This is a genomic window from Salinarimonas sp. NSM, assembly GCF_052380005.1.
In the GTDB taxonomy this organism is placed as follows: domain Bacteria; phylum Pseudomonadota; class Alphaproteobacteria; order Rhizobiales; family Beijerinckiaceae; genus Salinarimonas.
Genome location: NZ_JBQTCJ010000081.1, coordinates 1 through 19,372, shown reverse-complemented (window position 1 = coordinate 19,372; position 19,372 = coordinate 1). Strand labels below are relative to the sequence as shown.

Below are 19,372 nucleotides of genomic sequence, written 5' to 3'. Positions count from 1 at the left end.
GGGCTCCCGGCCGCCGCGCTCACCGCCGCCGTCTGCCAGGTGGCCTGTGCCGCGCTCACCGCCCCGCCGGCCGCGCCGGCGACCGCGCGATGCGCCCCGGCAGCGCTCGCCTGCGCCGCCTCGGCGGAGATCGTGTCCACCGCCTTGTTCGAGCGGCTCACGAGCGAGGCCAGCTCGTTCAAGGCCTTGATCTGGTCGGAGACGACGCGGCGCATGGCGGCGGCGTTCTCCTCCGTCTCCTTCGGCAGCTCCAGCACCCCGCGCCGCAGCTCCGCGCGGGTGCTCTCGAGCTCCTCGTGGATGCGCGCCGTCATGGCGCGCAGCTCGTCGGCCGCGTCGCGGAAGCGCCCGGCGGCGCCCTCGAGAGCCGCGTTCATGTCCGCCGCGACCTCGCCGTAGGCGTCGCGGATGGCGAGCGCGGTGCGCGTGCGCTGGTCGCCCGTGGCGGCCCGGATCTTTTCGAACTCGCCGTCGATCGCCTTCGTCGTGCTCTCCGCGGTGGCGGCGAGCACGTTGCCGATGTCGCGCGCGCGGGTCTCGGCCTGGGCGAGCGAGCCCTCGATCAGGCCCGAGAAGGCGCGCGTGGCCCGCTCGATCTCGTCCGAGCGCTCCTCGATGCGCGCCAGCAGGGATTCCAGCGCCTGCGAGCGCTCGCCCAGCGTCCCGTCGAGGCGGTTTTCGAGCCGTTCGAGGGCGCCCGTCGCCTCGGTGAGGGCGGCGAGCTGGTCGCGGGTCGAGTCTGAGACGCTGCGGCCGCGCTCGTCGAGCAGGACGGCGAGCTCGCCCGCCTCGCGGATCGCGCCGCCGGAAACGGCGCCGAGCGCCGCGACCTGATGCTCGACGCGCTCGGCCGCGTCGCGGGTCTGGCGCGCGACGTCCTCGATCAGGCGCGCGATCTCCTGCGCCCGCCCGCCGAGCGCCTGCTCGACCTCGCCGAGGCTGCCCGCCGTCGCACCGGCGACGTCGCGCAGCGCGCGGTTGGCGTCGTGGAGGCGCAGCAGCACGCCGCCGAGCTCGGTGCGGATGCGCTCGTTCGTGGAGACGAGCGTCGTCACCGCCTCGCGGGTGCCCTCGTCGAGGCTCGTGCGCAGCGCCTGGTTGGACTGGCTCCAGGCCTCCTCCAGCGCGGCGCCCTGGCTGCGCAGGCCCTCGAGCAGGTCGCGGCTCTGCGAGCCCAGCGACTCCGTCAGCTGGCGCGACAGCGCCTCGACGTCTCGGCCGATCGCGTCGGCGCGGGCGCCGAGCGCCGCGACGAGCGCGCCTCCGCGGCCGTCGATGAGGCCTTCGAGATCGCCGAGCCGATGCCCGAGCGCCCCCACGAGCGCGTCGCCGCGCTCCTCGATCAGGTGCGCCACGGCGCCGGTGCGCTCGTCGAGCGAGCGCGTCAGCGCGCTGGCACGCCCGTCGAGCACGCCCGTCATGCGGTCGATGTTCTCGCCCATGGACACGATGATCGCATCCGAGCGCTTGTCGAGGATCTCGGCGATGGTGGCACCGCCGCGGTCGAACAGCGCCGAGACGCGGCCGACCTTGGTCTCCAGCTGGCCGAGCAGCGCCTCGCCGCGCTGGTCGAGCGTGGTGCCCAGCCGCGCCTCGCCGTCCGCGAACAGGGTCTCGACACGCCCGATGCGCGCCTCGAGCCCGCCGACGAGAGCCTCGCCGGTCTTGGCGAGGGAGACGCCGAGCGCCGCGCCGCGCTCGTCGAAGAGCGTGCCCATCCTGTCGATCCGGCTTTCCAGGCCGCCCACGAGGGCCTCGCCGCTGCGCTCCAGCGCCTCGCCGAGGCGCGCGCCGCGCTCGTCGAACAGGGCCTCGACGCGGCCGATCCGCTCCTCCAGGCTGCCGATGAGAACCTCGCCGCGCTGGTCGAGCCCGGCGCCGAGACGCTCGCCGCCGGACGTCAGCAGCTCCTCGATCTCGCCGACCCGGGCGCCGAGCGTCGCCACGAGCCGCTCGCCGCGCTCGTCGAGCAGGCTCGCGAACAGCTTGGAGCGCGCGTCGAGGAGCGTCGCGGTCTCGTTCAGCTTGCCGCCGAGCGCGTCGACGAGCCCCTGGCCGCGGTCGTCGACGAGGCCGGCGAAGGTCGCGGTGCGGTCGTCGAGCAGGCCGGTGAGCGTGCCGGTGCGATCGTCGAGGAGGGCGGTGGCCTCCTCCATCCGGGTGCCGAGCGTGTCGAGCATGCGCCGGCCCTGCTCGTCGAGCAGGGCGGCGAAGGTGCCGGTGCGATCGTCGAAGAGCGCGCGGATCTCGCCCATGCGGGCGCTGAGCGTGCCGACGACGGCCTCGCCGCGCTCGTCGATCACGGAGGCGAGCGAGCGGCTCGACTCGGACAGCAGCGAGGCGATCTCGCCCATGCGGTTGCCCAGCGAGGCGGCGACCTCGCGGGTACGGGCGTCGAGCGCCTCCGCCGCTTCGCGGCCGCGGGCCTCGAGCGTGCTGGCGATGAGCGCGCCCTTCTCGTCGAAGACGCGGGCGAGCCCGTCGGTGCGCGCGTCGAGGGTCTGCGCGACCTCGCGGGCGCGGGTGTCGAACAGGGTGGCGAGAGCCTCGCCGCGGGCGGCGAGCGTCTCGTCGATGGCCTTGCCGCTCGCGTCGTAGATCGCCGCGAGCGACTCGGCGCGGGCCTCCAGCGTCTCGTCGATGGCGCGGCCGCGGGCGTCGAGCGTCTCGGCGACGGTCTCGAGGCGGCCCACGACGCGGGTCTCGAGATCGGCGACGCGGCTGTCGAGCGTCTGCGCGATCTCCTCGGCGCGCCCGCCGAGCACGGCGTTGATCTCCGCCGCCTTGCCGGACAGAGTCTCGGAGAGCGCGGCGGAGCGGGCGGCGACGATGTCGCCGATCTCGGCGGCGCGGGTCTCCAGCGAGCGGGCGACCTCGCGCCCGCCCTCGGCGAGCACGCGCGCCATCTCGCCGGTGCGCACTACGAGCGCCTCGTTGAGCGCGCTCGATCGCGCGCCCAGGCTCTGGTCGACCTTGGCGACGAGCTCGTCGAACGTGGCGGTGATCTCGAGCGCGCGCGTCTGCGAGCGGGACTCGAGTGCGGCGAGCTGCTGCTCGATCGTCTCGGTGGCCGCCCGCGCGCTCTGCGCCAGCGTCTCCGCCAGCGCGGCGCCCTGGACGTTGATGACGCGGTCGATCTCGCCGAAGCGGTCGACGACGACGCTCGCGAAGATCTCGACGTCGCGCCCGAAGCGCTCGGCCAGGTCGCCGCCGCGCTCGACGATGGTCGCCTCCAGGCGGCCGAGCTTGTCGGAGATCGATCCGTCGATCTCCTGCGCGGTGGCGCCGAGCCGCTCGGCCAGCGCGCCGCCGCGCTCGACGATGACGCTCTCGAAGCCGGCGAGCCGCTCGGCCAGCAGGGCGTCGAGCTCGCCGCCGCGGGCGCCGACCGTCTCGTTCAGGCCCTCGGCGGTCTTCTGCAGCGCCTCGTTGATGCGCAGGCCCTGCGTGGTGATGGCGCGCACCACCTCGCGGCCGGTGTCGGCGAGATCCGCGCGGGTGCGGCTCGCACCGTCCTCGAGGGCGCGCGCGAGCGCCTGCTCGTGCTCGGTGACGCTGCGGCCGAAGGCCTCCTGATGGGCACCGAGCGCCACGGAGAGCGCCGCCGCCGCGTCGTCGAAGGCGGTGCGGAAGGCGTCCGTGCGGCTCGCGAGCGTGCCCGCGACGTCCTCGGACGCGCGCTCGATGGCGCTCGTCGCGGCGCCGGCGCGCGCGTCGATGAGATCGGCGAGACGCTCGCCCGTCCCTTCCAGCCGCTCCGCCAGCGCGTCGCCGCGCTCGGAGAGGGAGGCGACGAGAAGGCCGGCCGCATCCTCGATCCGCGCGCGCGCCGCGTCGCCGCCAGCGGCGATGCTCTCCCCGGCGCTCTCCAGCCGCGCGCCGATCTCGTCGCCCCGCGCCGCGATGTCGGCGGAGACGGTCTCCCCTGTCCTGGCGAGGCGGGCGTCGAGCTCGGCGCCGCGGGCGACGAAGCTCTCCTCCAGCGTCTGCGCCGTGCGCTCGAAGGCGCAGCGCATCTCCTCGCCCTGGCGGCCGAGGGAGGCGACGACGGTCTCGCCGGTGAGCGAGAGGCTCTGCGTGACGGCGTCCGCGCTCTCGCCGAGGCCGGCGGTCAGTGCGCGGGCGCGCTCGTCGAGGGCGCGGGTGAGGTCGTCGCCGGTCGCGGCGACGCCGGCCTTGATGTCGTCCGCCGCGCCCGCGAGGCGCGCGACCAGCTCGTCGCCGCGGAGCGCGATGTCCTCGACGACCCGCTCGCCGGCGCGGCCGAGCGCGACCGTGATCGAGGCGCCCTGTGCGTCGAGCGAGCCGGAGACCCGCTCGCCGGTGGCGCCGATCGCCTCGACGATGCGCTGGCTCGCGGTCTCGAGGTCGGCCGAGAAGGCCTGGTGCGAGCCGGCGATGGCGCCGCGCACGCGCTCGGCGTTGGTCACGATCGCCTCGCGCTGGGCGACGAGCTCGTCGACCAGCGAGCGGATGCGGATCTCGTTGTCGGAATAGGCGCGCTCGAGCGTCGCGATCTCGGAGCGCACCAGCGTCTCGAGCTCGCCGGCGCGGGCCAGCGCGCGCTCGATTCCGTCGCCGACGGCGGCGACCTCGCGGCGCACCGCCTGCGAGACGGTCTGCACGGCGTCGGTGGAGAAGGTCTCGGGCTGGCCGAGCCGCATCGCCACCTCGCGGATCGAGCGGGCGACGAGCTTCATCTCCTGCGAGCGGACGGTCAGGATCGCGGCCGTGAACAGGAAGGTGACCGGCGCGAGCACGAGGACGAGCGCGACCGCGAGCTCGCCGGGCGTCCACGGGCCCAGGAGCGCGTCGAGGCCCGCCTCGGCTGCCGCCATGGCGACGAGCCCGACCATCCACGCCAGCGAGGCCGCGCCGGCCCAGGCGTAGGGCTTGCGGGAGGGCCGCGCCTGGAGCGCCTGCATCAGCGCGCCGACGTGGGCGCGGTCGTCGTTGGCGACGCGGGACGTGTCGGGGCCGAAGGCGAGGGGCTCGCCCGATTGCGCGCCCGGCTCGGCGACGGCGGTGCTCGCGGGCTCCTGGGCGGCCTCCGCCTTGCCGGAGGTTCGCATCAGCTCGTCCTCGCGGACCTCGGGCAGCCGCAGCTCCTCGGCGAAGCTCGCCCGCACCTCGGCGATTCGCGCCTCGTCGGGGGACGGTGCGCGCTCGGCGGACGCGGAGCCCTGCGCCTGCGTCTCGGTCCCGGCGCCCTCGGGCCGCGCGGGATCGCTCCCGGGCTTCTCCAGGTTCAGCGCCTGCTCGATCGCCGACAACGCGGCCTCGGTCCGATCCTGGAGCTTCTTCTCAGTCGCCATGTCGCCGCCTCGATAACGCAACTTCCGCGGCGGAGGGCGCACGCCTCGATCGGCGTCCGCCCGCCTCGTACGACCTCCGGCCCGCCTCCTGGCCGTCGACGCACCACCGCGATCTTGCGGGCGACTGTAGACACGCGCGTGGCTTTGGGAAACCCGGCCGTCTCCGCGTTCTTAGGTTTTCGTTAACGCTATGGTTACCGGCCCTTGGAAGGCTTGGGGGAGATCGCCCGCCGGAGCACCGAAAGCCTGTGGACACGCCTCTTCTCGATCGCGCCCATCTCGACGCGCAGACCTTCGGCGACGCGGACCTGGCGCGCGAGGTGCTCGGCCTGTTCGAGGGACAGCTCGATCGGCTGCCGCCGCTCGTCGCCGAGGCGCCCGAGACGGGCGCACGCATCGACGCCGCGCACACGTTGAAGGGGTCCGCGCGCGGTGTCGGTGCCCTGAGGGTCGCCGCCTGCGCCGAGGCGTGCGAGCACGGATTGCGCGCCGGCCGTGGGATCTCCGGTGAGCTGGCGGGGCTTGCGGACGCGGTCGCGCTCACCCGCGGGGCGATCGCGCGGACCGTTGCGGAAATGGGTGACACCGGGGGCTGAGCCGCCGAGCTCGTGCTTGACAGCACGCGCGCGAGCGCACACTTCCGGGGCGCACATAACCCCTGCTCGACCCCTGCGTGGCGCCGCCGCCCCATCCCGGAGACCCCATGGCCAAGATCACCTTCATCGACGTCGAGGGCGAGGCGCGCACCGTCGAGGCCGAGCCGGGCTCCACCGTGATGGAGGCCGCGGTGCGCAACGGCGTGCCGGGCATCGAGGCCGAGTGCGGCGGGGCCTGCGCCTGCGCCACCTGCCACGTCTACGTGGAGGACGCCTGGCGCGAGAAGGTCGGCGATCCCGAGCCGATGGAGGAGGACATGCTCGACTTCGCCTTCGACGTGAAGCCGAGCTCGCGCCTCTCCTGCCAGATCCGCGTGCGCGAGGACCTCGACGGGCTCACCGTTCGCACCCCCGCGCGCCAGGGCTGAGCCGCGTCGTCAAGCGGCCGCCCGCCGCGCGATCAACCGGTCGAGCGAGAGCGCGCCGGGACCCTTCGCGATCAGCGCCAGGAAGCAGGCCGCCCACAGGCCGTGCGTCACCCACGCGCCGGGATAGACGAAGACCTGGATGACGAGGGTCATCACGAGGAGCGCCAGCGCCGAGACGCGCGTGGCCAGGCCCAGCACGAGTAGCACCGGGAACACGTGCTCCGCCGCCGTCGCGAGGTAGGCGGCGAGCGCCGGGTCGATCACCGGCAGCGCATATTCGTGCTCGAAGAGGAAGACCGTCGAATCCGCGAGCCCGAAGCCCTCCACCTTGGTGCGGCCTGACTGCCAGAACACGGCGGCGGGGAAGATCCGCAGCGCCACCGCCGGGACGGACCAGGGAAGGCGCTCCATCGCGCCGGTCGCGCGGGAGACGAGACTCGCGAGCCCGCCAGGCGCGGACGCGGGGGGCGCGGCGGTGTTCTGCGACGAGGCGGTCATGACGGCTCTTCCATTTCGGTCTCGAGAAGGGTGACGCCGGCGCTCAGGCCGTGCGCGAGGACGCGGGCGAGCGCCCGGGCCGGATCGAAGGCGGGAGCGGTCGCGAGCGCGGCCCCGACGGCGTCGGCGAAGCAGGCGCCGCGCCCGCAGGCCGAGAGGAACGCGGCCTCGCCGGGCTCCGCCGCGACGACGCGCACGTCCAGATGCGGGCGCGCGACGAGCGCGGTCTGCGGCTCCCGGGAGGCGAGGGGGCCGGGCGTCGCGCCCGGCTGGCTCATCACCCAGATCGCGACGGCGGGATGCGCCGAGGCGACGATCCGCAGGGCCGGATGCGGCGAGAGGCCCCACCGCGCCGGGTCGCGCTCTGACACGGCGGCGAGATCCTCCGCCGCGAGCGGCCGCGAATCCGCGGCGTGGTACGCGTGGGTGCGGGCCGCCTCGAGGCGGGCGACGTCCGGCAGGTAGGGCAGGGAGGCGGCGGGCGGGAAGCCGGCGAGGAAATCGGGGAAGGCGTCGCCGTAGAAGGTCATGACCGGCGAGCGCGGCGGGTGCTGCGCCAGGAAGACCCGCGCCGCGCCCTGGAAGAAGGCGTCGCCGACGAGCCGCCGCACCACGGGGAAGCGCGTCGCCAGCGCCTCGACGAGGCCGACCGTCACGTTGTTGCGATAGACCGCGAAGCGCCGTGCCACCTGTGCCGCGTCGCGCGCGGTCAGGCCCTGCGGGAGCGCGGCGCCGCCCGCGAGGATCGCCCGGCGCGCCTCGCCGGCGAAGCGGGCCATCTCACCCGGCGCGGGCATGGGCCATCCCCCCGCCATGCGAAATCTGAGAGCCATGGCGCAGCAGCACGCTGCGCGCCCGCGCCGCCTCCGCGTAGAGGACGGGGAAGTCCGGCACGTCGTTGTCCCACTCCACCAGCGTCGGCAGCGGGCCGGTGCGGGCGATCACGTCCTCGAAGAGTGCCCAGACCGGGTCGGCGACCGGCGTGCCGTGAGCGTCGATGAGGAAGGGCGCGCCGTCGATCTCCTCCTCGGCATGACCGCCGAGGTGGATCTCGCCCACCGCCTCGAGCGGGAAGGCGTCGATATAGGCCCGCGGCGTCGTCTCGTGGTTCGTGGCCGAGACGAAGACGTTGTTGACGTCGAGCAGCAGCCCGCAGCCCGTGCGACGGGCGATCTCGGCGAGGAAGGCGGCCTCCTCGAAGGTGGAGGCCTCGAAGGCGAGGTAGCTCGACGGGTTCTCGAGCAGCATGCGCCGCCCGAGCCGCTCCTGCACCCGGTCGACATGGTCGCAGACGAGACGCAGCGTCTCGTCCGTGTAGGGCAGCGGCAGGAGGTCGTCGAGATAGGCGCCCTCGTGGCTCGACCAGGCGAGGTGCTCGGAGAAGCTCTCGGGCGCGTAGCGGTCGCACAGGGCCTTCACCCGGGCGAGATGCGCCTCGTCGAGCGGGCCCGGCCCGCCGATCGAGAGGCCGACGCCGTGGATCGAGAGCGCGTAGTCCGCCCGCAGCCGCGACAGCCGCGCATGCGCCGGCCCGCCGGCGCCCATGTAGTTCTCGGCGTGCACCTCGAGGAAGCCGAGCGCGGGGCGCTCCTCCAGGATCGCCTCGTAGTGCAGGGCCTTGAAGCCGATGCCGGCGTCCCTCGGCAGTTTGGTCATGACGCGGCTCCCTCTCTCGTCGGAAACCCCGGGGCCGTCGTCGACCGCCCCGGGGATGGCCTCATCACGCCGGGCGCTGGATCTCGGTGAGCGAGCCCTTGCCGAGGGGGGTCTCGATGCTCTCGCAGGTACCGGCCGGCACGAGCGACCACGCGTTGCCCTGGTAGTCGACGGTGGAGGTGCCGGCGCAGGTCGTGCCCGGCCCGGCGGCGCAGTCGTTCTCGCCCGCGAGCGCCACGCCGAAGCACTTCTCCATGTCGCCGGACTGCGCGAAGGACGGCGCGGAGGCGAGGGAGAGGGCGGCGGCGACGGTGCCAGCGAGGGCGAGCTTGGTCTTGGCGGTCATCTTGGGCGTCATGGTCGGTATCCCTCTGGTTCGATGCGGTTCGTCTGCGGATCGCGTCTCGGTGCGGCCCGTCTCGTCCGTGCCGCAACCCAGCTTCGCGCCCCGCGCATGGCGCGTTACGCCGCTCACGCATCCGTGATCCGCTCTGAAACCTCTCCAGGCCCCGGGCGTTCGCCCCCGGAACCCGCCACGCATCGGCGTGGCGTTCTCGAAGCAGGAGATTTTTCATGACCATGTTCCGCACCGCGCTCGGCACCGCCATGGCGCTCGCCGCCGCCACCGCCCTCACGACCCTCCCGGCGCAGGCCCAGATGGCCGTCGACACCGCCCCCGAGGCGACGACCGGCGCGCTCGGCATCTCGTCCGTCTTCGCCACCGCCGACGATCTCGACGACGTCGAGGTCTGGGGCGCCAACGGCGAGGAGATCGGCGAGGTCGAGGAGGTCGTCGTCGGCGCCGACGGCACCCACTACATCGTGCTCGAGGTCGGCGGCTTCCTCGGCATCGGCGACGACGACGTCGCGATCCCGATGGACCGCTTCGCCGCCCGCGGCGACGAGGGCCTGGTTCTCGTGTCGATGACCGAGGACGAGCTCGAGCAGATGGCCGAGTACGAGGAGGGCGACGCCGGCTACACCGTGCTCGGCGGCGCCGACCCGATCGAGATGCGCATGATGGACTGATCCGTCCCCGCCCGCGCGGTCTCGCGCGAGGAACGGCGCATCGCGCCTGCGGCGGCCGCCCGGAACCCCGGGCGGCCGCTCGCTTTGATCTCCATGACACATCATCGCATCTCCAAGACGGCGCCCCTCGCGGGCGCGCTCGCGGCCCTCCTCCTCGCCGCTCCGGCCGGAGCGCAGGGCGATCTCGGAAACCCGCCCGACCGGCCGCCGCCCCGCGAGCAGGGGTTCGAGGAGCGCGGCGGTTCTTCCGACGCCCTGCGACAGCTCGGCGACGACTACCGCCTGCCTCCGCGCGCGAACGAGAGCCGGGGGCCGCTGACCATCGTCGACTTCGAGGGCGCGCCGCTGCGCGCGCCGTCCGGCGACATCATCGGCACGGTCGACAAGATCGTGCTCGGCCCCGACCGGGAGCGCTGGGTCGTCTTCGACCACGGCGGGTTCCTCGGGCTGGACGAGCGCAAGGTGGCGCTGCCGCTCGCGCGCGTGACGCAGCGCGGCGACGATTTCTACGTCCGCGGCGTGACGGAGGAGGACATCCGCAACCTTCCGGGCGTCGTCCAGCGCTGGGCGGACTACCCGCGGCTCGAGGTGCAGGGTCCGCTCGGCCTCGACACCGACGAGACGGAGGCCGGCGGCTGAGCGACCGCTGACGCCGGCCGCCGAAGTCGCGAGCGAGCCGGCGGCTCCCGTTCAGCCTTCGTTCGCAATCCGCGGGTAGGCTCCCGCGCCATGACCGACGTGCCCGAAACCCTCCTCGCCCGCCTCGCGGCCCTCGATCCTGCGGCGCTCGCCGCGGCCGCGGGGGCCTTCGCGCTCGTCTGCCTCGTCCACCTCGTGCTGGCGACCCGCCGGCTGAGGCGCGAGCGCGAGGCGCTCGCCGCGACCATGGCCGAGATCGCCCGGCGCCAGGCGGAGATGACCGGGCGGATGACCTCCTTCACCGAGGTGTTCGGCTCGCGCCAGGGCGACTTCGCGCGAATGCTCGCCGAGCGCATCGAGCGCGGCTCGGCGGCGCAGGCGGAGAACCTGTCCAAGCTCAACGCCCGACTCGCGGTGATCGACGCCGCGCAGAAGAACCTCGGCGCGCTCACCGCCCAGGTCGGCAGCCTGGAGAAGGTTCTGGCCAGCAAGCAGGCCCGCGGCGCCTGGGGGCAGGGCCGGATGGAGGCCATCGTGCGCGACGGCCTGCCCGCCGGCGCCTTCGCCTTCCAGGCGACGCTCTCCACCGGCGTGCGCCCCGATTGCCTCGTGCGCCTGCCGGGAGACGCCCGTGGCCTCGTGATCGACGCGAAGTTCCCGCTCGAAGGCTTCACCGCCTGGCGCGACGCCGCCTCGCCGGAGGCCCGTGGACGGGCCGCGCAGCGTGTGCGCGCGGACATCGGGCGCCACGTCCAGGACATCGCGGGCAAGTACCTGATCCCCGGCGAGACGCAGGACGTCGCCTTGATGTTCGTGCCCGCCGAGAGCCTGTACGCCGACCTCCAGGAGCACTTCCCCGAGCTCGTCGAGCGCGCCCACCGCGCCCGCGTCGTCATCGTCTCCCCGGCGCTGCTCGCGCTGGCGATCCAGGTCGTGCAGTCGCTGGCCCGCGACGCGCGGGTGCGCGAGGAGGCCCGCGTCATCCAGACCGAGGTCGCTCGCCTCGTCGCTGACGTCGTGCGCCTCGACGAGCGCGTGGCCAAGCTCGACCAGCATTTCCGCCAGGCCCAGGACGACGTCGCCGGAATACGGACGTCGACGGAGAAGATCCGGCGGCGGGGGCGGCGGATCGAGGCGCTGGATTTCGAGGAAGGGGAGGGGGATCTGTTCGCGGCGGAGTAGGGAGACCGCTCGCCCGTGCCGGCGAGCGGCGTCGCCGTCCTCCCCACCCTCCGGCCCGCGGCCTCCGTCCTTCCCTGCGGGGAGGAGGCGGGTCGCGGCTGTCGTTCGCCGTTCGCCACATGCGCGACGCCGCTTCCTCCCCGCAGGGGAGGAGTCCGCGCGAAGCGCGGGCGGTGGGGCCGTTCGATCACTCCGCGGCGTCGCCGACCGGCTCCCCGCCCGTCCGCCGCCGCTCCCTGAAGCGTCGCCAGCGCGCCCCGATCCGCGCCCCCATCACCAGCATCGCCGGCGTGAGGATCAGCGTGAGCACGGTGGCGAAGGTCAGCCCGCCGGCGATGGCGCTCGCGAGCTCGGTCCACCATTGCGTCGAGGGCGCGCCGACGAGGACCTGGCGGCCGACGATGTCGACGTTGACGCCCAGCACCATCGGCATCAGGCCGAGCACCGTCGTCGCCGAGGTGAGCAGGACCGGGCGCAGGCGCTGCGCGCCGGTGCGCAGGACGGCGTCGACGGGGTCGAGACCGCGCTTCAGGAGATCGTTGTAGGTGTCGATGAGCACGATGTTGTTGTTCACGACGATGCCCGCGAGCGCGATCACGCCGATGCCGCCCATCACCACGCCGAAGGGCCGCCCCGTCACCAGGAGCCCGAGCAGCACGCCCGCCGTCGAGAAGACGATCGCCGACAGCACGAGGCCGGCCTGGTAGAGGCTGTCGAACTGCGTGACGAGGATGATCAGCATCAGGAAGATCGCCGCCGCGAAGGCCTGCCCCAGGAAGAGCCCCGCCTCGCGCTGCTCCTCGTCCTGCCCCGCGAACACGATCTGGACGCCCTCGGGCAGATCCGCGCCGTCGAGCGCGGCGCGCAGCGCCTCGATGCGCTCGCTGGCGAGCAGGCCCTCGGAGACGTCGGCGCTCACCGTCACCACCCGCCGGCCGTCGACGCGCTGGAGCGTGCCGGTTCGCGGCGCCGGCCGGAACTCGACGAAGTTGCGGATCGGAACGAGCCCCTGCGAGGTCGGGATGCGGAACTGCTCGAGCTGGGCGAGGCTGCGGTCGGTCGTGGGGAAGCGCACGCGGATGTCGACCTCGCCGTCGGCGGTCTCGGGCCGGTACTCGGCCACCTTCAGCCCGGCGGTGAAGAGCTGCACCGCCTGGCCGAGCAGCGTCACGTCCGCCCCGTAGCGCGCCGCCTGGGTGCGATCGACGGCGAGCTCCCACTCGACGCCGGGCAGCGGGCGCGTGTCGGCGACGTCGACGAATCCGCCGAGCCGCTCCATCTCGGCGCGCACGGTCTCGACCGCCGAAGCGAGCTCGCCGCTCCCGTCGCGGCCCGTGACCCGCAGCTCGACGGGCTTGCCCTGCGCGGGTCCGCCCTCCTGCTCGCGGACCTCGAGGCGGATGCCGGGGATGTCGGCGGTGCGCGCGCGGATGTCGGCGAGGATCTCGGCGGCGGGCGGGCGCACGTCCCAGTCGCGCAGGTCGAGCTGGATCACGCCGATCACGTCCTCGCCGAGCTGGCGCCCCCCGCCGGCGCCGCCGATGGTGCGGGCGTAGACGTGCTCCAAGGCCGGCAATTCCAGCACGCGCTGCTCGACCCGGCGGACGAGCGCGTCCTTCTCCCAGATCGAGAGGTTGCCGCGGGCCTGGACCTGGATCTGCGCGAAGTCGGGCTCCACCGACGGGAAGAACTCGACGCCGCGGCCGAAGGCGCCGTAGGCGGCGATCGCGCCGACCAGGAGCGCGAAGGCGCACGCCAGCGTCAGCGCCGGCCGGCGCACGGCGGCGCGCAGGGTGCGCAGGTAGGCGCCGGTGCCGCCGCCGATCGCCTCCAGATCCCCGCTCTCGGCCGCGCGCAGGGCCGCGAGCTGGCGCGCGCTCTGGGCGCCGGGACGTCCGAAGACGCCGCCGAGCACGGGGATGAACACGAGCGCCATGGCGAGCGAGGCGGCGAGCGTCAGGATCACCGTGATCGGCAGGAACTTCATGAACTCGCCGACGACCCCGCCCCAGAACAGCAGCGGCACGAACACCGCGAGCGTCGTCGCGGTGGACGAGACGATCGGCCAGGCCATGCGCTTGGCGGCCTCCGCATAGGCCGCGCGCGGCTCGGCGCCCTCCGCCATGCGCCGGTCCGCGAGCTCCGTCGTCACGATGGCGCCGTCGACGAGCATGCCGACGACGAGGATGAGCGAGAACAGGACGACGATGTTGAGCGTGTAGCCGAGGAAATAGAGCGCCACGATGCCGGCGAGGAACGCGCCCGGGATCGACAGGCCCACCAGGAAGGCGGTGCGCAGGCCGAGCGTCGCGATGATGACGATCATGACGATGACGATCGCCGAGAGCACGTTGTTCTGCAGGTCGCCGAGCATGGTGCGGATCTGCTCGCTCTCGTCCTGCAGGTAGGAGACCGACAGCGCCGCCGGCCAGCCCTCCCGGCGCTCGGCGACGAGCGCGCGGACGTCCTCCACCGTCTCGATGATGTTGGCGCCGATGCGCTTCTTCACCTCGAGCGCCACCGCGGCCTGTCCGTCGATGCGCGCGAAGCCCTGCGGGTCGCGGAAGGTTCGCCGCGGCACGGCGACGTCGGCGAAGGTCACGACCGTGTCGCCCACCACCTTCACCGGCAGCGAGAGCACGTCCTCGATGTCCTCGATGACGCCGGGCACCTTCAGCACGATGCGCCCCGCGCTCGTCTCCAGCGCCCCCGCGGCGATGAGCCGGTTGTTGCGCTGGATCTGCTGGACGAGCCCCTCGAACGAGAGCCCGTAGGTCTCGAGCGTGACGGGATCGATGAGGATCTCCAGCAACTCCTCGCGGTCCCCACCGATGTCGACCTCGAGCACGCCGGCGAGGCCCTCGATGCGGTCCTGGAGGTCGTTGGCGATGGAGACGAGGGCGCGCTCCGGCAGCGGGCCCGAGAGGACGATCGTCAGGATCGGGAACAGCGCGACGTTGACCTCCTGCACGACCGGCTCCTCCGCGCCGGCGGGGAGCTCCGGCCGGGCGCGGTCGACGGCCTCCCGCACGGCGTCGAGCGCCTCGTCGGGGTTTCCGCCGGCCTCGAACTCGAGCTGGACGGAGGCGTAGCCCTCCGCCGCCGTGGCGCTCATTTCGTCGAGCCCCTCGATCGACTGGAGCTCGCTCTCGAGCGGACGCAGCAGCAGCCGCTCGGCGTCCTCGGGCGCGATGCCCTCGTAGGCCACCGAGACGTAGACGATCGGGATCGGCACGTCCGGCGAGCTCTCCTTGGGGATCGCCACGTACGACACCGCCCCCACCACGAGGACGAGGACGAGGAGCATCACCACGGTGCGGGTGCGCGAGAAGGCGGCGTCGACGATCGCGTTCATCGCGCGGCCTCCGCGGGGGGGGCCGGCTCCGGCGCGAGGGGCGGCGCCTGCGGTGTCGGGACGTCGCCGAGCGGCAGCGCATCCTGCGGCAGCGAGGCGCCCGGCTGCTCCACCAAGTCGATCTCCTGCGCCGCGACGGCGCGCACGCGCTCGCCCTCGACGACGAAGCCTTGGCCCACCGTGATCAGCGCGATCTCGTCGGGGAGCCCCGAGACGTAGACCCCTTGCGCCCGCGCCTGCACGATGTCGACGACGTGGAAGGCGACGACGCCCTCCTCGCCGACGGTCTTCACCCCGAGCCGCCCCTCGCTCGACAGCGAAAGCAGCGCCGGCGAGAAGAAATGGGCGGGCACCTGCTCGATCGGGATGCGCGTCTCGGCGCTGATGCCGGACGGCACGGACCCGTCGGGGTTCGGCACACGGATCTCGACCCGGAACGTGCGCGTCTCGCGATCGGCGGCGGCGGACACGTAGGAGACGACGCCCTCCGCGGTCTCGCCGGTGACGAAGCGCACCTGCGCCGGGCGGTCGACGGCGACGTCGCCGATGCTCTGCTGGGGCACGTCGATGGCGACGACGAGCGGGTCGTTGTCGATGAGCGTCGCGACGGGGGCGTTCACCGTCACGAACTCGCCCTCGTCGATCGCGACCTCGTTGACGATGCCGGCGAAGGGCGCCTCGATCGTCAGGTTCTCGATCTCGCGGGCGATGCGCTCGAGCGAGGCGCGGGCGGACTGCAGCGCCGTGAAGCGCTCGCGCAGCTGCGCCTGGGTGGTGACGCCGCGGTCCTCGAGCTCGAGGAAGGCGTCGTAGTCGGCCTGCGCCTGGTCGACGAGCGCCTGCGCCTCGTCGCGCCGCGCCGGAAGGTCGCCGGCGTCGATGCGCGCGACGACCGCGCCTTCCTCCACCCTCGTGCCCTCCGGCGCCGCGATCTCCGCGAGCCGCCCGGCGACCTCCGCGCGCAGCGTCACCGTCCGGTCGGGCAGGACCTCGCCCTGGTTGAGGAGCGCGCGGGTGACGGGCTCCGCCCGCGAGCGGCGCACCTCGACCGGGAAGGGCTCGCGCGCGGCCCCGGGCGCGACCGGCTCGGGCCTCGGCTCGGCGTCGCCCAGGAGATAGCCGGAGGCGATCCAGGCGACGAGGGCGACGGCGACGGCCGCCGCGATGAGGGTCGACTTGCTCATGAACGGGTCCGGGACGTGTGCGGCGCGGGGTGCGGCAGGGTCTGGCGGGGGCGGGCGGGGTCGAGTCCGGGCGGTCCCCGATGGCGCCCCCGCACGAGGGGACGAGGAGACGACGGTGCGCCCCCACCCGCGGTTCCATGGCGATCTCGTCGCGGCCCGCGTCGGGGGCCCGCCGCGACGCCCGGTTCCTTCCCGCTGGTGTGGAAGGTGGCTCCGAAGGGGCCGGATCGGGCGCGTCGTGCAGCGCTCGACGAACGCGGGTCACGACGATTTGTGGCGCCACCGCATTCACGCCGCGACCGCCCGCACGCAGCACACCCCCGACCCCTCTCCCTCGTCGGGAGGGAGAGGGGGGACCGGCGGCGGCCATCATCCGCCTCGTCGCCGGGCCGCCCCACCCGCCACCTCACGAAATGTTGCCGCCTCGCAACACATCCCCCCGAACGCGCATCACCCCGCTCCCCGCCGGGCCCCGCGCCGCGATCCCGCCACTTTCCGGGAGCATCTTCACGCTCGTCACAAACGCACGTCTTCTCAAGGGTTTAGCCGCTGCCCCGCGCGGTCCGGCGTCCGCGCGCCAGCCTTCGGGGTAACCGTCCGGTGACGCCTTCTGCGGCATGCAGGGAGCGTGGCGGTTCTTGGCGGGGGCGCCCGGCCTTGCGTATGAGAGGCATGCCGCCGGCACCGCGTCTGAGCGCGGGGCCGGGACGGCTGGCGAGACGGCGTTCGTGGGAAGGAACGAGGGCGATGACCGAGCGGGTGTACGACAAGTCGAAGCTGCCGAGCCGGCACGTCACGGAGGGGCCCGCCCGGGCGCCCCACCGCTCGTACTACTACGCCATGGGGCTCACCGAGAAGCAGATCCACCAGCCCTTCGTCGGCGTCGCCACCTGCTGGAACGAGGCCGCGCCCTGCAACATCGCCCTCATGCGCCAGGCGCAGGCGGTGAAGAAGGGCGTCGCCGCCCAGGGCGGCACGCCGCGCGAGTTCTGCACCATCACCGTCACCGACGGCATCGCCATGGGCCACGAGGGCATGCGCTCCTCGCTCCCGTCCCGCGACGTGATCGCGGATTCGGTGGAGCTGACCATGCGCGGGCACGGCTACGACGCGCTCGTGGGGCTGGCGGGCTGCGACAAGTCGCTGCCGGGCATGATGATGGCCATGGTGCGCCTCAACGTGCCCTCCGTCTTCATCTACGGTGGCTCGATCCTGCCGGGCTCGTTCCGCGGCCAGCCGGTAACCGTGCAGGACGTGTTCGAGGCGGTGGGCAAGCACTCCGTCGGGGCCATGTCGGACGCCGACCTCGCCGAGCTCGAGAAGGCCGCCTGCCCGTCGGCCGGCGCCTGCGGCGCGCAGTTCACGGCCAACACGATGGCGACCGTCTCCGAGGCGATCGGGCTCGCGCTGCCGTACTCCGCCGGCGCGCCCGCGCCCTACGAGATCCGCGACCAGTTCTGCATGACCGCGGGCGAGATGGTGATGGAGCTCGTGGCGCGGAACATCCGCCCGCGCGACATCGTCACCCGCAAGGCGCTGGAGAACGCCGCCGTCGTCGTCGCCGCCTCGGGCGGCTCGACCAACGCCGCGCTCCACCTGCCGGCGATCGCCCACGAGTGCGGCATCGACTTCGACCTGTTCGACGTCGCCGAGATCTTCAAGCGCACGCCCTACATCGCCGACCTCAAGCCCGGCGGGCGCTACGTCGCCAAGGACCTGTTCGAGGTGGGCGGCATCCCGCTCCTGATGAAGACGCTGCTCGACCACGGCTTCATGCACGGCGACTGCCTCACGGTCACGGGCCGCACCATGGCCGAGAACATGGCCTCGGTGAAGTGGAACCCCGACCAGGACGTGGTGCGCCCGGCCGACAAGCCGATCACGGTCACCGGCGGCGTCGTTGGGCTCAAGGGCAACCTCGCGCCCGAGGGCGCGATCGTGAAGGTCGCCGGCATGCCGCCGGAGAAGCAGGTGTTCAAGGGCCCCGCCCGCGTGTTCGACGGCGAGGAGGCGTGCTTCGCCGCCGTGCGCGACCGGAAGTACCGGGAGGGCGAGGTGCTCGTCATCCGCTACGAGGGTCCCAAGGGCGGCCCCGGCATGCGCGAGATGCTCTCGACCACCGCCGCGCTCTACGGCCAGGGCATGGGCGACAAGGTGGCGCTGATCACCGACGGGCGCTTCTCGGGCGCGACGCGCGGCTTCTGCATCGGCCACGTCGGGCCGGAAGCCGCCGTGGGTGGGCCGATCGGCCTCCTGCAGGACGGCGACATCATCGAGATGGACGCGATCAACGGGGTGCTGGCGGTGCACGTCTCCGACGAGGAGCTCGACCGCCGCCGGCAGGCCTGGCAGCCGCGCGAGACGAGCTACGGCTCCGGCGTGGTGTGGAAATTCGCCCAGACGGTCGGCCCCGCCCGCTACGGCGCGGTGACCCATCCGGGCGCCAAGGGCGAAAAGCAGTGCTATGCGGATCTCTAGCGCGACATCCCTGGCCGCGGCGGCGGTGCTCGGCCTGACCCTGCTCGCGGCCCCTGCGGGGGCCGTGGACGGGGCGGGCGTCGAGGCGGCGTCGCCGTGGGATTCCGTCCACGACGCGCTGCGCTCGGGCATGCGCGACTACAACGCCGGCGACAAGCTCGCCGCGGTGCGCGCGCTCGAGTACGCCGCGGTGCAGGGCGACGCGCTCGCACGCTGGAAGCTCGGGCGCATGTACGCCGCCGGCGACGGCGTCCCCCACGACGACCTCAAGGCCTTCGAGTACTTCTCCAAGATCGTCGACAATCACGCGGACCAGGCGTCGGACGCCATGGCGGCAGGTGTGGTCGCGAACGCCTTCGTCTCGCTCGGCGCCTACTTTCTCGAGGGCATCCCCGGGACCTATGTGCGCCAGAACGCGTCGCGCGCGCACGAGATGTTCTTCTACGCCGCCTCCTGGTTCGGCGACGCGGACGCCCAGTACAATCTCGCGCGGCTCTACCTCGACGGCAACGGCGTGCCCATCGACGCCCGCACGGCCGCGCGCTGGCTCAACAGCGCCGCCGAGAAGGGCCACGTCGCCGCGCAGGCGGTGCTTGGCCACATGCTCGTCGCGGGGGACGGAGTTCCCCGCCAGCGGCCGTTGGGCCTGATGTGGCTCACCCTGGCGCGGGACGCCTCCGATCCGGTCCGCGACGCCTGGATCGCCGATCTCTACGACAGCGCCGTCGCCGGCGCGAGCGCCAGCGACCGCCAGGGAGCGCTCGCCTATCTCGAGCGCCACCTCCAGACCGACCGCTGAGGCCGGCATCGCCTCCACCCGCCTCCTCCCCGCAGGGGAGGACGACGGCCGAAGGCCGGAGGGTGGGGAGGTCGGCGATACGGCTCGCCTTGCTCTCGAACGGCCCCACCGCCCGCGCTGCGCGCGGACTCCTCCCCTCCGGGGAGGACGTGCGCTGTGTGTTCGGACCGGATATATCCCTGACGGAATGGACCGGTTGAGTGGTTGACAGTT

At 73.5% G+C, this 19,372-nt stretch carries 14 protein-coding genes; 7 read left to right on the top strand and 7 right to left on the bottom strand.

Translation table 11 applies throughout. The features are described 5' to 3' along the window. The coding region (locus ACTZWW_RS20890; RefSeq protein ID WP_444782900.1) for an apolipoprotein A-IV repeat region-like domain-containing protein at positions 1-5,315 on the bottom strand (5,315 nt) is incomplete at its 3' end. 248 nt (positions 5,316-5,563) lie between these two features. On the opposite strand from ACTZWW_RS20890, the gene ACTZWW_RS20885 reads away from it, so the two are divergent. Next, a complete protein-coding gene (locus ACTZWW_RS20885; protein WP_444782899.1) occupies positions 5,564-5,911 on the top strand; it encodes an Hpt domain-containing protein in 348 nt (115 codons plus the stop codon). Between the two features lie 107 nt (positions 5,912-6,018). Continuing rightward, a complete protein-coding gene (locus tag ACTZWW_RS20880; protein WP_444782898.1) occupies positions 6,019-6,339 on the top strand; it encodes a 2Fe-2S iron-sulfur cluster-binding protein in 321 nt (106 codons plus the stop codon). A gap of 9 nt (positions 6,340-6,348) precedes the next feature. Here the strand turns inward: ACTZWW_RS20880 and ACTZWW_RS20875 are convergent, their stop codons facing one another. The 4 genes from ACTZWW_RS20875 to ACTZWW_RS20860 form a co-directional block, all read right to left on the bottom strand. Then, on the bottom strand, positions 6,349-6,837 hold the full coding sequence (locus ACTZWW_RS20875; protein WP_444782897.1) for a DoxX family protein: 489 nt from the start codon (positions 6,835-6,837) through the stop codon (positions 6,349-6,351). Next, positions 6,834-7,634 (bottom strand): HvfC/BufC N-terminal domain-containing protein, encoded by an 801-nt coding sequence (locus ACTZWW_RS20870; RefSeq protein WP_444782896.1) that lies wholly within the window; start codon positions 7,632-7,634, stop codon positions 6,834-6,836. The genes ACTZWW_RS20875 and ACTZWW_RS20870 overlap by 4 nt, the downstream gene beginning before the upstream one ends. Next, the gene (gene bufB, locus ACTZWW_RS20865; protein WP_444782895.1) at positions 7,618-8,493 is read right to left on the bottom strand and encodes an MNIO family bufferin maturase; all 876 of its coding nucleotides are present in this window, start codon (positions 8,491-8,493) and stop codon (positions 7,618-7,620) included. Before bufB ends, ACTZWW_RS20870 begins: the two co-directional genes overlap by 17 nt. Positions 8,494-8,557: 64 nt before the next feature. Further along, a complete protein-coding gene (locus tag ACTZWW_RS20860) occupies positions 8,558-8,851 on the bottom strand; it encodes a BufA1 family periplasmic bufferin-type metallophore (RefSeq protein ID WP_444782894.1) in 294 nt (97 codons plus the stop codon). Between the two features lie 215 nt (positions 8,852-9,066). Here ACTZWW_RS20860 and ACTZWW_RS20855 point away from each other — a divergent pair, with 215 nt between their 5' ends. The 3 genes from ACTZWW_RS20855 to ACTZWW_RS20845 all read left to right on the top strand — a co-directional run bounded on the left by ACTZWW_RS20855 (position 9,067) and on the right by ACTZWW_RS20845 (position 11,343). Then, positions 9,067-9,522: a PRC-barrel domain-containing protein gene (locus tag ACTZWW_RS20855; RefSeq protein WP_444782893.1), complete on the top strand. Its 456-nt coding sequence runs from the start codon at positions 9,067-9,069 to the stop codon at positions 9,520-9,522. A 93-nt stretch (positions 9,523-9,615) separates the two neighbouring features. Then, positions 9,616-10,161, top strand: a complete 546-nt coding sequence (locus tag ACTZWW_RS20850) for a PRC-barrel domain-containing protein (RefSeq protein WP_444782892.1) — start codon at positions 9,616-9,618, stop codon at positions 10,159-10,161. Positions 10,162-10,251: 90 nt separating this feature from the next. After that, a complete protein-coding gene (locus ACTZWW_RS20845) occupies positions 10,252-11,343 on the top strand; it encodes a DNA recombination protein RmuC (RefSeq protein WP_444782891.1) in 1,092 nt (363 codons plus the stop codon). A gap of 187 nt (positions 11,344-11,530) precedes the next feature. Here ACTZWW_RS20845 and ACTZWW_RS20840 read toward each other — a convergent pair whose 3' ends face one another. Then, a complete protein-coding gene (locus tag ACTZWW_RS20840) occupies positions 11,531-14,698 on the bottom strand; it encodes an efflux RND transporter permease subunit (RefSeq protein ID WP_444782890.1) in 3,168 nt (1,055 codons plus the stop codon). Beyond that, positions 14,695-15,882 carry an efflux RND transporter periplasmic adaptor subunit gene (locus ACTZWW_RS20835; RefSeq protein WP_444782889.1) on the bottom strand — a complete coding sequence of 396 codons (1,188 nt, stop codon included), beginning with the start codon at positions 15,880-15,882 and terminating at the stop codon, positions 14,695-14,697. The genes ACTZWW_RS20840 and ACTZWW_RS20835 overlap by 4 nt, the downstream gene beginning before the upstream one ends. Before the next feature lie 747 nt (positions 15,883-16,629). On the opposite strand from ACTZWW_RS20835, the gene ilvD reads away from it, so the two are divergent. Together ilvD and ACTZWW_RS20825 are read left to right on the top strand one after the other, a co-directional pair. Continuing rightward, the gene (gene ilvD / locus ACTZWW_RS20830) at positions 16,630-18,360 is read left to right on the top strand and encodes a dihydroxy-acid dehydratase (protein ID WP_444782888.1); all 1,731 of its coding nucleotides are present in this window, start codon (positions 16,630-16,632) and stop codon (positions 18,358-18,360) included. Beyond that, positions 18,347-19,159 (top strand): tetratricopeptide repeat protein, encoded by an 813-nt coding sequence (locus tag ACTZWW_RS20825; protein ID WP_444782887.1) that lies wholly within the window; start codon positions 18,347-18,349, stop codon positions 19,157-19,159. The genes ilvD and ACTZWW_RS20825 overlap by 14 nt, the downstream gene beginning before the upstream one ends. Positions 19,160-19,372: the final 213 nt, after the last annotated feature.

Bases quoted from the DNA above. Each gene is read 5' to 3' on its own strand.
- ACTZWW_RS20880 (WP_444782898.1), top strand. From the start codon at position 6,019: ATGGCCAAGATCACCTTCATCGACGTCGAGGGCGAGGCGCGCACCGTC.
- ACTZWW_RS20875 (WP_444782897.1), bottom strand. From the start codon at position 6,837: ATGACCGCCTCGTCGCAGAACACCGCCGCGCCCCCCGCGTCCGCGCCT.
- ACTZWW_RS20870 (WP_444782896.1), bottom strand. From the start codon at position 7,634: ATGCCCGCGCCGGGTGAGATGGCCCGCTTCGCCGGCGAGGCGCGCCGG.
- bufB (WP_444782895.1), bottom strand. From the start codon at position 8,493: ATGACCAAACTGCCGAGGGACGCCGGCATCGGCTTCAAGGCCCTGCAC.
- ACTZWW_RS20860 (WP_444782894.1), bottom strand. From the start codon at position 8,851: ATGACGCCCAAGATGACCGCCAAGACCAAGCTCGCCCTCGCTGGCACC.
- ACTZWW_RS20855 (WP_444782893.1), top strand. From the start codon at position 9,067: ATGACCATGTTCCGCACCGCGCTCGGCACCGCCATGGCGCTCGCCGCC.
- ACTZWW_RS20850 (WP_444782892.1), top strand. From the start codon at position 9,616: ATGACACATCATCGCATCTCCAAGACGGCGCCCCTCGCGGGCGCGCTC.
- ACTZWW_RS20845 (WP_444782891.1), top strand. From the start codon at position 10,252: ATGACCGACGTGCCCGAAACCCTCCTCGCCCGCCTCGCGGCCCTCGAT.
- ACTZWW_RS20840 (WP_444782890.1), bottom strand. From the start codon at position 14,698: ATGAACGCGATCGTCGACGCCGCCTTCTCGCGCACCCGCACCGTGGTG.
- ACTZWW_RS20835 (WP_444782889.1), bottom strand. From the start codon at position 15,882: ATGAGCAAGTCGACCCTCATCGCGGCGGCCGTCGCCGTCGCCCTCGTC.
- ilvD (WP_444782888.1), top strand. From the start codon at position 16,630: ATGACCGAGCGGGTGTACGACAAGTCGAAGCTGCCGAGCCGGCACGTC.
- ACTZWW_RS20825 (WP_444782887.1), top strand. From the start codon at position 18,347: ATGCGGATCTCTAGCGCGACATCCCTGGCCGCGGCGGCGGTGCTCGGC.